Source organism: Gottschalkia acidurici 9a (assembly GCF_000299355.1).
GTDB classification, from domain to species: domain Bacteria; phylum Bacillota; class Clostridia; order Tissierellales; family Gottschalkiaceae; genus Gottschalkia; species Gottschalkia acidurici.
In genome coordinates this window covers 423247-439382 of sequence record NC_018664.1, presented here as the reverse complement: position 1 = coordinate 439382, position 16136 = coordinate 423247, and the positions used below count along the sequence as shown (strand labels likewise).

12 protein-coding genes are annotated in these 16136 nt (G+C 31.5%); all 12 read right to left on the bottom strand.

The annotated features are described in order from the left end of the window. Nucleotides 1-6: 6 nt before the first annotated feature. A complete protein-coding gene (locus CURI_RS02025) occupies nt 7-687 on the bottom strand; it encodes a YczE/YyaS/YitT family protein (protein ID WP_014966617.1) in 681 nt (226 codons plus the stop codon). A gap of 94 nt (nt 688-781) precedes the next feature. Then, nucleotides 782-1534 carry a GntR family transcriptional regulator gene (locus CURI_RS02020; RefSeq protein ID WP_014966616.1) on the bottom strand — a complete coding sequence of 251 codons (753 nt, stop codon included), beginning with the start codon at nt 1532-1534 and terminating at the stop codon, nt 782-784. Between the two features lie 474 nt (nt 1535-2008). Further along, nucleotides 2009-2515: a flavodoxin family protein gene (locus tag CURI_RS02015; protein ID WP_014966615.1), complete on the bottom strand. Its 507-nt coding sequence runs from the start codon at nt 2513-2515 to the stop codon at nt 2009-2011. 156 nt (nt 2516-2671) lie between these two features. Next, the gene (locus CURI_RS02010) at nt 2672-4276 is read right to left on the bottom strand and encodes a helix-turn-helix domain-containing protein (protein WP_014966614.1); all 1605 of its coding nucleotides are present in this window, start codon (nt 4274-4276) and stop codon (nt 2672-2674) included. A gap of 116 nt (nt 4277-4392) precedes the next feature. Beyond that, entirely contained in the window at nt 4393-5376 is a 984-nt protein-coding gene (locus tag CURI_RS02005; protein ID WP_041701386.1) for an ABC transporter substrate-binding protein, read from the bottom strand. Nucleotides 5377-5630: 254 nt separating this feature from the next. Next, nucleotides 5631-6470, bottom strand: a complete 840-nt coding sequence (locus CURI_RS02000) for an ABC transporter ATP-binding protein (RefSeq protein ID WP_420805151.1) — start codon at nt 6468-6470, stop codon at nt 5631-5633. Nucleotides 6471-6503: 33 nt separating this feature from the next. After that, nucleotides 6504-7451 (bottom strand): FecCD family ABC transporter permease, encoded by a 948-nt coding sequence (locus tag CURI_RS01995; RefSeq protein ID WP_228370469.1) that lies wholly within the window; start codon nt 7449-7451, stop codon nt 6504-6506. Between the two features lie 86 nt (nt 7452-7537). Further along, nucleotides 7538-8590 (bottom strand): FecCD family ABC transporter permease, encoded by a 1053-nt coding sequence (locus CURI_RS01990; protein ID WP_014966610.1) that lies wholly within the window; start codon nt 8588-8590, stop codon nt 7538-7540. Between the two features lie 26 nt (nt 8591-8616). Next, nucleotides 8617-10332 (bottom strand): ABC transporter ATP-binding protein, encoded by a 1716-nt coding sequence (locus CURI_RS01985; RefSeq protein WP_014966609.1) that lies wholly within the window; start codon nt 10330-10332, stop codon nt 8617-8619. Nucleotides 10333-10471: 139 nt separating this feature from the next. After that, entirely contained in the window at nt 10472-11443 is a 972-nt protein-coding gene (locus tag CURI_RS01980; protein WP_014966608.1) for an ABC transporter substrate-binding protein, read from the bottom strand. A 548-nt stretch (nt 11444-11991) separates the two neighbouring features. After that, on the bottom strand, nt 11992-13884 hold the full coding sequence (locus tag CURI_RS01975) for an AraC family transcriptional regulator (protein ID WP_051003935.1): 1893 nt from the start codon (nt 13882-13884) through the stop codon (nt 11992-11994). A 296-nt stretch (nt 13885-14180) separates the two neighbouring features. Next, nucleotides 14181-16130, bottom strand: coding sequence for an AraC family transcriptional regulator (locus CURI_RS01970; protein ID WP_051003932.1), 1950 nt, complete (start codon nt 16128-16130; stop codon nt 14181-14183). Nucleotides 16131-16136: the final 6 nt, after the last annotated feature.

Here is a 16136-nt window from a genome sequence, read left to right as displayed (position 1 = left end):
TATATATTAGCCAATATTCTGTTCTTTCCTTCTTTTTCTATCATCTATCATATCTTTAAATGTATAATGTTTTTCAACATCAAAGTCATAATTTAGTACCTTAGCTGCCAATTGTATGAAATATCCTAGTGTTAAAGCAGCTATTATTGTTCCGATTCCCATAGGTCCTTTTAAAAATATAGCTCCTATTACAGCAAATATTTCTAATGCAGCTCTTATATATTGAACAGATACTTTTGTTGCATTTATGAGATACTCCATAAGCCCATCTCTAGATCCTACTCCTATTCTAGCTTTTAGTGCAATTATTATTCCAAATCCGAATAATACAAGACTTGCAAGTAGCATAAGAGCTTGTAAAGGAATTGCACTAGGTGTTTCAATTCCAAACTTCATCGAGACGTCTATAAAGAAACCTATAAAATAAGCGTTCAAAACTGTTCCCACACCTGGTATTACTTTTCTAGTCAGGTTAAATACTAAAATTACAAACGCTATTATTTGAGAAGCCTGCCCTAAAGTTATGGGCAGATAGTTGGTCATTCCCACTTGTAATGCATCCCAAGGATTTGCTCCAAGTCCGCATTTTACAGCTAATACAATCGCAAGTCCACATAAAAACAAGCCAAATATATTCATAACTATTTTAATTATCCACTGAGTTGCCGAAGGTCTTTGCTTTTCCATATTCCTTCCTCCTTAAGATACGTTTTCCTATAACTTAAATAAACTAACTTAGTTATATTTGCATGATACGTCTTAATCTATACAACTTATTAACTTATTCTTTATAGGCTACATTTCTACATATTGTAAACTTTATGAACTTGTCAGTGTAAAACTCTGTATTATACATCAAAGCTATACTATCAGAAGTATATTCAAGTACATCGAACTTTAATATCGGTGTATTTATCTCAATATCAAATAGTTTTGCCAAATATTCGTCAGCCCCACAAGGATATAATTGGACTACATCATGAGTTATTGATTTCTGACATAGGTTCTCTATAATTGGGAAGATATGAGGTCTTAAGTCCTCTGCAGTAAAGTCTTTTGTCTTTAAAAGCTTCTCTGGTACTCTATCTATATAAACTGCTGCAACCATATCATTCGCATATAGTATCTTCTTTACTACAAGAATATTATCTTCAGAGTCTATTTCAAGCTTAGTCTCTTCTATCTTTGTAGGTTTTCTAAATTCTAGTCCATCAACTTCAAATCTAACATCATATCCACTTTGTCTAAGACGACCTTCTATATCACTTCCACAATCTATTCTATTTTCAAGCTTTGTTACAAAAGAATTAATTAAAGTTCCTTTACCCTGTACCCTAGATACTACCCCCTCTCTTTCTAAAACTGTTATAGCTTCTCTCAATGTAAGCCTGCTTACTCCTAGATATTGAGAAAGCTCATCTTCATTTGGAAGAACTTCGCTCTCTATACTTCTTATATACTCTCTGATATTTTCTAGTGCTTTTTGCACTGCCGTAGTTTTACTAACCCTTCTAATTCTTTTTATCTGATCCATTATTTTGGTCTCCCTTAAATTTAGATTTTTATATTAGAGATTTATTTATATTCAATACTAATATAATATCCTAAATTTAAGAATTCTTAAACGGTATTAGTAAAAACATACAGAAGAATCACTACTGGAAGAACATAATATGAGCTAATCATAAAGTCATCAGATGATTTTACTATAGCTTATTTTCATTATATACAAATTTGCAAGTTATACCACTACTTTTTTATCTATAAATATTTTTTTGTGATTAACCTACAATTTGTTATGTTTTCAGATAAGACTAGTTTATAACTATTATTCATTGCATGTAACCGATGATATCATGAAGTTTTGAAAATATCATAAAGTAATAAAACCTGTCATTAACTGACAGGTTCTACTTAAGCACAATTGTATACTTTTTATAAGATTTATTTTCTTAAAAGAGTGCTAGGTTTACATATAATTACTTTTTATTTTCAAATTTATTCTTTATTAGTTATCCACTAAAATCTTTTTGAATACTTCTTGTGCTTTTTTAATATCATCTTCATCTGGATGACTACTTGCATCTTCATGTCTTTTTCTTCTTTCTTCTGTCATACCATGTGGATGATCTTTAGGTAATTTTTCAAACATTTCTATTAACTTAGGGTCAACTTTACCTTGGCATAAAAATTCTGCTATTACTTCGTTTTGTGGCTCCAAAAGTTCTTTTGTTCTTATTATAGATTGCCTACCATGCTCTGAATCAGGATATGCACCTAGTGTTCCGAAAATCCCTACTTTTTTACCTTTTATCTTATCAATGTATTTCATTGCCTTTGCATCTGCTATACCTTTATCTACCCAAAAACCAATTAATATTATATCGAATTCATCTGGTTCTATATTTTCTTCTATAGGTAAAATAATGCTATCCTTAGGCAATATTTCTAGTATTCCTTCAGCAATTTTTTTTGTATTACCTGTTTTACTTGAATAGGTAACTAAAATCTTCATATGCTTCCCTCCATATATTAATAATATTAATATTCAATATCACTAATATATAATATTTTTCATATGATGTTTTTTAATATATTGCTGTTTTTTACTTTATTTTTATATTTTTATTTCTTATTTATCGTATTTGATACTTCTATAGTGTTTAGATTTTTAAGCTAATGCTTTAAGAACATCATCAATTTTCTTACTATGTGATATTACACCATAATTCATCCAAGTCATAAAATCAACCTCATACACATGGTTATTTTTAACTGCTAAAAGTGACTTCCATAATGGATTATTAAGTATTTTTCTTTCATCACCCTCGGATTGACTGTAATGCTTATCAAAGGTAATGAATAGGTGATCTGCATTAAGTTGAGAAAGTAACTTTGGTGTTAATCTTACTCTCCTTTCTTTAAAAGCTAGTTGCTGCACTAGTGGATGTGGTTTTAACTTTAGGTCTCCATATAGTATTGGTCCAGTATAACCTTGATTCTCACCAGAATAAAGGTCAACACCAATTGAAGATATCCTTAAACATGCTACCGTTTGTTCCCTAACAGATGCACCAAGAATTCTTCTCGCTAGACTTACCTTTTCTTCGTAATGACCTATTACATCTTCTACTTTTTGTATTTTTCCCACTAAATCAGCAACTGTATAAAGTATAGAGCGCCAATCTTCACCAGGATGAGATAGGACATAAGTTGGTGCAAGTTGTTTAAATCTGTTATTATCCTGATGCTTAATTACTTCATCAATCATAATAAAGTCGGGTTTATTATTTGATAAAAGCTTCAGATCCTCCCTGAGAATATCTAAAGCAGGAATATCATTTAAACCTAGATAATCTTGCTTTCCACAATTAGAGTGTAAACACTGAGCAATAGGTGTAACCCCTAGAGATAAAAGAAAGTCTTCAAGATATGGGGCAAATATTCTAATATTTTGCCTATTATTATATCTATATTGACCAGGAGAAATCCCAACTGTTTGCTTAAATCGTCTACTAAAATAATATTCATCATTAAATCCAACATTTCGAGCAATATCAAATAGTTTATCATCTGTCATTAATAATAGTCGCTTAGCTCTATTAATTCGAATTTCATTTATATAATTAAGAGGAACTTGACCTGTTATTTTTTTAAACAAAGATGTATATCTATTTCTATTAACATCAGAAATTATAGATAATTCATCTACGGTTAAAATATCCTTAAAATTTTGTTTTATATATTCAATAGATTCGCTTACTCGCACATATATATCTGTCTCTTTTCTAGAATCATTATGTTGAAAAATATAGAGTAATAATTGCTGAAATCGAACATGATTATTGAAAGCTACTATTTCATTTTTACGATAACAATCTTTGAATATATTCTCTACTAAATCAATACATTGAGAAAATGGAGCACAGTCAACTTTTCCTTCACAAGGAAGTTTAATCTTTAGATTCCCTACAGTATCATTTGATTTAATCTCCTCTGATATCACTACATCAAATGTGAGTAAATAAAAACAAAGTTCATCCGCTTGCTCTTTTATATTATTTGTCATGTCTGGTGTAAGAATAAAACAGTCCCCTCTTTCAAGACTGAATATCATATTATCTATGCTTACTACTCCTTTTCCACTTGTAATAATTAATATATTATAGCCTGTAGGAATTTTGTCCTCTTCGTTCCACTCGGTGAAGTATTTGATATCAATCAATTTATAAAATAAACTAGGATTGACTATAGATGTGGCTATTTTTTCCTTCATTTATTTTCCTCCAATTAATAATGATTATCATTTTATATTATAAATCAAAAAAGGAAGCTATTCAATAATAATTGAATGACTTCCTTTCCATTAATCTCATGAAGAACCCCTTTATTCTATTTAGTAAGTTCCTTAAGTACATCATCTATCTGCATTGACTTTGCTTTAATTGCTGTCGTTTGCCAATGTGATCTATCCACCTTATAAACATGTCCATTTTTAACAGCAGGTAGGTTCTGCCATAGCTTTCCTTCCTCCACACTCTTTATTGCCTCTTTATTTTCTGGTGAAGACCAGTCTCCGTTAGATGGAAAGATAAAAATATGGTCTGCATCAAGTTGTGGTATAATTTCTAATGATAGTACACTGTGATAGTCTTTCACGTCTTTAACCATTTGATGTGGTGTTAGACCAAGATCATTATACATTGTCGATCCTATGAATCCTTTCTCTGAACTGAATAAAGCTAATGATTTGTCCCCTATATTTACACGAATAACAGCTACCGTTTCATTTCCAACTGTCTTTTTTAATTCTTCTTTTGCCTTAGCTGCTTTTTCCTCATAACTTTTTAGAACCTCTTTTGCTTTCTCTGGTACTCCTAGTATATCTCCTATAGTTTGAATAGTCTTTGACATGTTTTGATTTACATCTTTAGGCAACCAGTAAGTTGGGGCTATCTTTGAATATTTTTCATATTTCTCCGCATCAGGCTCCCCTTCTAGTATAATTAAATCTGGATTAGAATCTAATAATACTTCTATATCTCCGTTTATATCAAATAAAGGTACATCTAGATTTAAATAATCCTGTTTACCCCAAGTTTGAGTATACCACTGTACTACCGGTTCCTTTCCTAAAGCAACTAGATAGTCTTCTAAATAAGGTGCTACTATACGCTCAGCTTTTACAGGTATCTCAACTTCACCAAAAGCATCTCTCACAGTCCTAGTTTTTATTTGTCCTTTGTCTATACTCTTCTCCTCTCCTGTCATGTTGTTTTGAGACTTCTGTGAATCTTCTTTATCTTGTTTCCCACATCCCACTAGTCCTATAATCATAACGGATACTAATATTATAATTCTAAATGACTTAATCATTATATAATTCCTCCTTCAAGATATCCTATTAATCGTTAGATAAGGATTATCATTATCGTTTGATTTATTTGAATTATATCATTTGATATTTACTGACACAATGTACTTTCTCATTTCGATTTTTGTACAAACTCATCTTATACAAAACATAAAAAATACTCTCCTTTTAAAACAGATTCCCATTTTCTAATCTGTCGTTAAAAGAAGAGTATTTGGATTTATAATCTATACCAATAGTTGTTATATCAGCTTTTTTATACAATTTTTAAAGATTTGTTATTCTTTATATCAATGTTACTATGAGCTAGCTCATAAGGTAAGCATAAAGGTACACCTTCTCTTGGATCCATTATTATATCGGCTTCTATACCAAATACCTCTCTCAGAACTTCTTGAGTCATAACTTTTGCTGGTTCTCCCTCACTAATTACAGTTCCTTTTTTGATTGCTACCATATGGTGGGCATACCTAGCGGCATGATTCAAATCATGAACCACCATAATAATGGTCCTTTTTTCTTCCTTATTTAACTTCTCTAATAACTTTAATACTTCTAGCTGATGAGCCATATCTAAAAATGTAGTAGGTTCATCTAGAAATAAAATCTCTGTCTGCTGTGCAAGTGCCATAGCAATCCAAGCTCTTTGTCTCTGCCCCCCAGAAAGCTGATCTGCTGGTCTATCATAAAATTCTTTCATTCCTGTCATCTCTAATGCCCAATAAATAATATCTTTATCTTCAGAAGTTAACGATCCAAACCCTTTTTGATGTGGAAAACGCCCATAGGCAATAAGCTCATAAACAGTCAATCCATTAGGTGCAGTAGGATTTTGTGGTAATATTGCTAGCTGTTTAGCTACCTCTTTAGTCGACTGTGAGTGTATAGATTTACCATCTAATAATACATTACCATTCTTAGGATTCATAATTCTTGCCATAGTTTTTAATATTGTTGATTTTCCAGAACCATTAGATCCTACTAAAGCTGTTATCTTGCCTGTAGGTATTTTTAAGTTTAGCTGCTTTACAATTAACGATCCGTCATACCCTATATCGAGTTCCTTTGTACTCAAACGATCTAACAATGTTATCACCTCTCTATCAGTTGTTTTCATCCCTTTAATACTTTATTCTCTTGTCTTAGCTAGTAAATATAGGAAATATGGTGCTCCAACCACTGCTACAACTATACCTGTCGGTATTTCTGATGGCTGTAAAATCCAACGTGCCAAAGTATCAGATACAATAAGTAGTAATGATCCTATGAGCGCAGATGCAGGAAGCAAATATGCATGTTTTGGACCTACAAGTCGTCTAGCTAAGTGAGGACCTATTAATCCTACGAAGCTTATTCCTCCACTTACAGCAACACAAGAACCTGCTAATGCAACTGCACTTGCTAGTAAAGCTCTTCTTTCTTTTTCAACAGGAACACCAAGACCCGTTGCAATTTGGTCTCCCATACTAAGTGCATCAAGAGTTTTTCCTTTATAAAGTGTATATGGAATAAATACTAGTAGCCAAGGTAATAGAGCAAGTACAAACTTCCAATTAGACCCCCAAATGTTTCCTGCTAGCCAAACAGCTACAAACTTATATTTCTCTGGATTTAAACGAAGGGTAAGAACAATCATTGCTGCGCTTATTCCAGCTTGAACAGCTATTCCTGTTAATAAAAGTCGTGTTGGTAACAATCCTTGATGTCTTTTATAAGCTAACGCATAAATTAATATAGCTGTTAATCCCGCACCTAATAAGGCTAAGAATGGTAGTAAAAAAATAGAAGAAATCGAGTTAGTTGAAAAAAATGAAACAAATATTACTACCATTAATCCTGCACCAGAATTAATTCCTAAAATACCCGGATCAGCCAAAGCATTTTTAGATATACCCTGCATAATACATCCTGATAAAGCAAGTCCTGCTCCAACCATGACAGATATTACAATACGCGGTAGTCTAAATTCAAAGAGAATTAAGTTTTCTTTATCATTCCCATTTCCAAATAAAGTTCTTAGTACATCTAAAGGAGCTAGTCTAATATATCCTGTATTCATGCTTATAATAAGTGTTATTATTATTAGAACAGTAAGTATACTAAGTATAGTAATACCTCTTATTCTTTTCTTTTTTCTTTTAAAGAAATATCCGCAATATTCAATTATAATTCCCTCCTTTCCTTTCGTGCTAGATATAGGAAAAAGGGTACTCCTATAAGTGAAATAATAGCTCCTATAGGCGTTTCATATGGAGGATTAATTCCTCTTCCAACAAGGTCTGCTAGTACTACTAATAGACTTCCGAGTACTCCAGAGCATGGAATAATATATCGATAATCAACTCCTACTAAATATCTAGTAAGATGAGGAATAATTAACCCTACAAATCCTACTGCACCAACAACTGATACTGCTACACCTGCTAACATAAGAACAATAATTGTGGCTATTATTTTTACTAATTTGGTTTGTAGTCCAAGACCTTTGGCAACTTCATCACCTAAACTTAAAAGAGTTATTGAAGGTGATAGAATAATAGCTCCAGCTATTGCGATAGCCACCCAAGGAGCTATTATCTTAAGTTGTATCCAAGTAGTACCAGCTACTCCTCCAGCTGTCCAAAATGCTAAATCCTGTCCAATATCAAAGTAAATAGCTATACCCTGACTGAATGCACTTAACAGGGTACTTACAGCAGCACCAGCTAATACTAACCTTACTGGTGTTAGTCCATTTTTGGAAAGTGAACCTACTCCAAAAACAATAGCTGCTCCCATCCCTGCACCTAAAAACGAATATAGGATTAAGTGCAAGTATGGAGTTCCTGGAAAGAATGCAAAACAAACAGCTAATGCAAACCCAGCTCCAGAGTTTAATCCCATTATTCCAGAGTCAGCTAGAGGATTTCGTGTCATTCCTTGCATTATAGCCCCTGATATAGCAAAGCAAGCACCTACTATAGCACCCCCTAGTACCCTAGGTAATCTAAGATCTTGTATAATTATATGTTCCGTCAGATTAGGATTAAAGTTAAATATAGCTTCCCATACAGTAGATACTTTAATATTTGCAGCTCCAAATGATACCGATAATGCTATTCCTAATACTAAAGCAACTATTCCACCGACTATAATAAACGATGCTAACAATGGACGACTCCTGATATTTAATTTATCATTCACTTCAATCTCATCTGTTTTTGTTTCTACCATCATAAATACCTTCCTTAATACTACAATATTTAAAATCCAAATTGTGCTTTATAAAGATTACTATATACACCATCTCTATCTAGAAGATCATTGTGGTTACCTTCTTCTATAATTCCTTCTTCAGTTACTACAACTATTCGATCTGCATTTTTTATAGTTGCTAATCTATGTGCAATAATTAGTGTTGTTCTTCCATGAGACAATTCTTCAAGTGCTTTTTGAATTGCTGCTTCAGTTTCTGTATCTAATGCTGAGGTAGCCTCATCTAAAATAAGTATAGATGGATTTTTAAGAAACATTCTAGCTATAGAAAGTCTCTGTTTTTGTCCTCCAGACAATTTTACTCCACGCTCTCCAATAACAGTATCTAATCCTTCCGGTTGTGATTGTATTAATTCCTCAAGTTGTGCTCTTCTCAAAGCTTGCCAGATTTCGTCCTCTGTAGCATCTAACTTTCCATAAACTATATTTTCTCTAATAGTTCCATTAAATAAAAATACATCTTGTTGAACGATCCCTATATGACTACGTAAAGACTCTAATGTCATTTTTCTTATATCTATACCATCTATGGTAATTGCTCCCGATTCAACTTCATAAAAACGTGGAAGTAAACTACATAAAGTTGTCTTTCCAGCTCCAGAAGGTCCAACTAAAGCAATGGTTTCTCCTGCATTGATAGTTAAATCTATATTTTTAAGTATCTTATGTCCACCCTCATATCCAAAGTCAACTTGACTATATTCTATATTTCCTTTTAAATTATCAACATGAATAGCATCCTCAGAATCTTCTATATCTGGAGATGTTTCTAAAAGATCTATATATCTTTTAAATCCAGCTATTCCCTTTGGATACATTTCAATGACAGAGTTAATTTGTTTAATAGGTTGTAAGAATACATTTGACAGTAGCACAAATGCCATGAACTCTCCATATGTCATATCTTCTCTAATTACGAACCAAGTTCCACATACTAAAACAAATAAGGTTACAAATTTCATAAGAACATAACTAATAGAAGAGTTCCAAGCCATGATTTTATAAGAGTCTAATTTTGTTTGACGAAAGCGTTCATTATTTACATTGTACTTATCTATTTCATATTTTTCGTTAGCAAAAGCCTTTACAACACGTATACCACTTACATTATTTTCTACTCTAGCGTTAAAATCAGCAATATCAGTATACATACGATCAAATGCCCTTGTCATTTTACGACTAAAGTATATTGACAGGTATATTAAGAAAGGAATTGTGATAAAGGTAAGTAGTGCTAGCCTCCAGTTTATAGAGATCATTAATCCAAAAGCTCCTACTAGTGTCATAACTGCAATAAACAATTCTTCTGGACCATGATGTGCAATTTCACCTATATCCATTAAATCATTAGTCATTCTAGATACTAAATGACCAGTTTTCTTATTATCAAAGAAACTAAAAGATAACTTTTGTACATGAGTAAAAAGTTTCTTTCTCATATCCCCTTCAATATTGATTCCTAGCTTATGTCCCCAATATGTGACTACATAGTGTAAGATAGAGCTAAACATATATATCCCAAGTAAACCCATGCAACCCCATAAAATTAAGCTCCAATCTTGACCAGGTAGTAAATCATCAACTACCTTATTAAGAGCTAATGGAAATGTAAGCTCTAATAATGCAGCGATAATAGCACATGAAAAATCCAGTATGAATAAGCTTTTATAAGGTTTGTAGTATGAAAAAAATCGCTTAAGCATTCATTAATCCCTCCATTTATTAAGATGTCTATGATATTGATTATCATTATATTTCTTCAAATGTTATTATAGGCTCATATTTACATCTTAGTCAATGGACAAATAGGAATGTTTTTTGTACAAAACATAACATTTAATCTTATTTACTCTTATTCTTTTCAACTAGCATGTCTGCAACCTTTTCAGTTTGATTGATTACAGCTATTGGATCATAAGGCCAGAAAAAGTCTGGTTCCATATAAAGTACTTTGTCATTTTTTACGACATCGAGAGATTGCCAAACTTGACTATTTTTATCAAAAGCCCCTTCTCCTGATTCATCAATAAAAAATACATAGTCCCCAGAATAGTCTTTCATTACTTCAAGGGATATTTGCTTAAAAGTTTCACCAGCATCTATTAATTCTTTTTGTATAACTTGTGGTGGTGTTAATTCGAGATTTCTATAAATAGCCTGTCCACCTCTATATCCACCATTACCGTATACATAACAAGATTTATTGAAAGCTCCGAGTATTGAAACTGTTTCTTTCTCATCAATTACTGATTTAACTTTTTCTTTAGCAACGTTAACTCTTTTATCATATTCTTTAAGCCACTCTTCAGCTTCTTTCTCCTTACCAAGTATTTCTCCGAATGCCTTCATTTCCTCGTGAACATTCTTATAAGTATCAAATGGAATTGTAATAGTTGGAGCAATTTTTGAAATATTATCATGTTTCTCCTTGTCGTCACCAAATCCTAATGTAATAATTAAATCAGGTTTCAAGCTTAAAATTGCTTCAGGAGATACTTGTCCTCCTAAGCCCTCTCCTATACTTTCAATTCCAGAAACCATATCCTTTATGTGTATATTCTTAGTATCTTGCTTAGTAGCACCTACTGGATTTACACCCAATGCCAATACAGTAGGTAAGTATCCGTGTACTACTACTCTCTTTGGCTCTGCTGGTATTTCTATATCTCCATCTACTGTTTTTATAATTTTAGTTTTACTTTCTTTACTTTCCTGTGAAACTTTTTCTTCATTTTTTCCACTGCAGGCAGTAATAAATAAAGAAAGGATAATAGTTAAAACAATTAACAACTTACTTGATCTCTTTTTTAACATAAGTACACCCCTTATATGATAATGATTATCACTCTTGTTTTTTCTATTTCATTCTATCAACCTACTACTAAGAAGTCAATATAAAAAGCTATAATTCTAATATTGTATTTCTTACATATTAAAAATAGGTTCCCTCAGTATTTAAATATACATAAGAGAACCTATTTTCATATATTGCTATTTATTTTTTAAAAGAACATCTACTATAGTCTCAAGTTGAAGCTCTAAAGAATATGGATCTTCCATTACAAATTCATCATCAAACTGACCGTATATATAAAGCTTTCCCTGCTCAACTGCGGGAACCTTTTTCCAGATAGAACTGTTTAAAATCTTTTCTGAATCTTCTTTAGAATTTACATATACAAATATTGATTTCTCACTTATTTGAACTACCGATACTGTTTCTCCCTCTTTAACAATACCTTTAATATGTAAGTCAATGTAACAAATATAATATAAAAATTAATATCTTATATAAATTAAAAAGGCCAAATGCTCCGTTCTTATATAGACTCGAGATATTTCGCCTTTTATTTTTACATTTTTTATATAATAATTATATATTTACTTTTTCCTGTAAGATTTTTAACAATGAGTTCAAGCTGTTTATCCAGAGAAACAGGATCATTGAAATACCATATATCATCATCTATAGTAAACACTCTATTGTTTTTTACTGCTGGTAGTGACTTCCATAAATCATTTTCTCTAATTTCTTCTTCCAGATTTTCTGCTACAAATATATAATCTCCAGCATACTCTGGAAGTTTTTCGAGTGAAAGAAGGGCATATCCTTCTTTTTTATCCATTGTTGCTTCTTGAATAATCTTTGAAGCTTTTAATTGAAATTCTCCATAAAGTATTTCTCCACCCCTACCAAAATTTTCTCCATATGCATAAATTCCTTTAGAACTTCCCACTAAGATAGTAACTGTTTTATCTTTCATAATCTCTTGAATAGTAGGTTTATATTCTAAAACTTTCTTATCCCAATTTGTAATCCATTCTCCGGCTTCTTTTTCTTTTCCAAGTATCTTTCCAAATTCACGTAACTGTTCTCTAAAGTCTTTCTCACCATATTTTATTGCAACTGTTGGAGCTATTTTTTCCATCTTGTCTAGCGCTTCCATATTATCAAATGTAAAAATTAAATCAGGTTTTAATTCTAAAATTTTTTCTACTGATTGATTATCTCCATAGCTTTCTATTCCGTCAACTTTTCCTTCAAAAAATGGGTGTCCTAATGCATAGTCTGACATTCCAACTGGCTTGATACCTAAAGCTAGTAGATATCCTACGTAACTATCCGATACAGTTAGCACTCTTTGTGGATTTTCTGGAATTTCAATTTCTCCATTTTCAGCTTCATACATAACCATTTTTCCCTTAGGTTGTATATTTTCATTTATTGAAGTATTATTAGTAGTTCCAGAACAAGCACTTAACAATAAAGTAAAACAAAGAGATAAAGTTAACACCATTGATTTTATAAGCCTTTTATACATTAATAAATCATCCTTTCCATCGTACTGATCCAGATTCTCATTCTCAATTTTATTGTAACATCGTATATTTTTATTCACAATGGACGATATCAACTTATCATTTGTACTATTGGACACCTTTTTCTGATTTATTGTATATTCTTTAAATTTCCCTGGAGTTATTCCTGTATGTTTTTTAAAAATACGAGTAAAGTAAAACTTATCTGAATATCCTACATACTTTGCAACCTCTTCAATCGTAGCGTTAGTGCTTCTCATTATTTCTTGTGCCTTTTCAATTCTAACATCAGTTAATAAAGTAATTGGACTTTTTCCCGTCTGACTTTTAAATTTTCTAGATAGATACTTATGATTATAGTTTAGTTCCTTTGCCATAGATTCGAGTGTAATCTGTTCATTATATCTTTCACATATATATTGTGTGGTTTGTTCAACTAAATCAAGTTTAGTCTTATTAGCCTTTTTATTACTTATTTGATGTAAAATCTCATATACAAATTCATATAACAATGCCTTAACGTGAAGCTTTTCCAATGAATTTCCGCTGTTCCATTTTTGGTTCATTAGACTCACCTTATCAAACAAAAAAATTGGATTGTTAGGGTAAATTAAGTATGGAATTTGAGATATATTTTCTTTTCTAAAATTTAACGGAGTTATTAGCTTGTACAAAATCAAATAGCACTCAAAGCTATCCACTTCCATAATATCAAGATACATTCCTTTGGCTCCATGAAATACATAAAATCTTTCAGTCATTTTTATTATATTATCAATACTCACTTTTGCATTACCCCTAGTTGCATATAGAAATGCACTTGCAGGTAATCTGTATGATCTAAGTTCTTCACCATATTCCATGGTTATATGACGTATATCAAGTACTTTGATTGATGTGCGATTCCAGAGCAGAATATGGTCATCTATTTTCACCACTTCATCTCCTCTTTTAAAATATTTATATCTGCAAATGATAACAATTATCATTTTATTGTATTTTTTATTCTATCAACTTACTATTAATAAGTCAACGTAGCAAGTCATGATTCTAATTAGTTAATTCATGTTTTGTTCTATCAAAAAAATAGATATTCTCATGCTACTACATATCTCATGAGAATACCTTAAAATTCAATTTATTAAAATTGTTTATAGTAAACATAAGGGTTGTTTTTTAAATAACAAGATTCAAAATATTTAACATATTAAGCAAATATTTTACAATAATTTTAATTTTTACTTCGCTTTTTTGAAGCAGTCTCTACAATTTTATCAGCTAGTTCTTCTATCTGGTACATCACAGATATTGGATCTGAAGAAAAATATCTTTTTACATCTAATTCTATTACTTCATCATTTTTCACCGCATCAAGTTCTGTCCATGTTGCTGGTAAATCTTCTTTTTTATCAGAACGAACTGTTGCCAATACATAATCTCCTATATAGTCACCAATAACCTCATGTGATATCTCATAACTACCACCAGAAGATTTTTCAGTATCGTATTTTTTTTGAACATTTTTTTGTGGCTTCATATCTAAAACTTGAAATAACGCTCTACCTCCATTCACGCTATCATTACCAACCACAAAAGCACTTTTCTCATTTATACCAAGAATACTAAATGTATCATCTTCACTAATAACTTCATTAATTTTAGTCTTTGCTTTTTCAGTTCGTCTATCAAATTCCGCTAAAAATTTTTTTGCTTCTTCATTACGATTTAAATATTTTCCCATTGCAGTGATTTCTTCGTGCACTGTCTTGTACTTAGCTTCTGAAAACACAATTGTTGGTGCTATTTTTGAGTACCTCTCTACAGCGTCCTTGTCCCAAGTAATAATTAAGTCTGGATTTACATCCACTAATTTCTCTAAAGATGCTTTAGTATCACCTATATCACTAATATCGCCATCGTTGTAATAATTTTTTAAGTAAAGTGAATAGTCTACATACCTCATATCTGCTCCAACTGGTACTACATCTAGTGAAAGTACTTGTCCTACAAACCAGTCTGTTGCAATACGTTCTGGTTTTTCTGGTATTTCTACTTTCCTACCCGCATCATCAGTAATTGTTATTGTTTTATTTTTAGTTTGTACAACATTTTCTTTATTCTCTGTTAATGTAGTTTCACCTGTCCTACTAGAACAAGCACCCAACAATAAGATAAAGCAAAGTAATAAAGTTGCTACCATTGGTGTTTTGATTTTTCTGTACATTGGTAAATCATTCCCTTCATAGTATTGATTATGATTATCATCTTCACAAATACTATAGCATTGCATATTTCCATTTACAATGGGGGATATGGACCTATTATATATACAATTAGACTCTTTTTTATTTGCTATCATGTAATCTTTAAACTTCATAGGAGTCATTCCAGTATGTTTTTTGAAAATACGACTAAAGTAAAACATGTCTGAATATCCTATATGTTCCGCAATCTCCTGAAGAGATGCATTTGTGCTTGTTAGTAGGTGTTGTGCTTTTTTAATTCTTATCTGAACTAAAAATGCAATAGGACTCATTCCTATCTGTTTCTTAAATTTTCTAGATAAATAACGAGTACTGTAATTTAAGTCCTCAGATATAGAGTCCAGTGTAATCTGCTCACTATATCTATCATGTAGATAACGAATAGCTTGAGTAACTATATCAGGCTTACTCAGTTCAATATTTTGATGATTTAACTGCCATAGTAAATCATGTACAAATTGATATAATAATGTTTTAGTGTGCAACTTTTCTAACATACCTCCCACGACCCATTGCTGGTTCATCAATTCTACCTTGCCCAATAATGAAAGTGGATATTGAGGGGAAAAGTTATACTGGGATTGAAATATATTTTCATTATCTATTAATTTAAAAATCCTTTTCTCAGAATATGAAGGAATTGTTGCTTTATATATAATTAGATAGTACTCAAAGCTATCTCCTGCCATAATATCAAGGTACATGCCCTTTCCCCCATGAAAAACATGAAATCTTTCTACTATCTGTACGACTCCATCTATCCATACTTGTGCACTGCCATTAATTCCATATAAAAATGTACTTGAAGGTAATTGGTAAGAAAGAAGCTTTTCCTCATGCTTCATATTTACATAGCGTACATCTAGTACTTTGATTGATGTGCGATTCCAGAGCAGAATATGGTCATCTATTTTCACCACTTC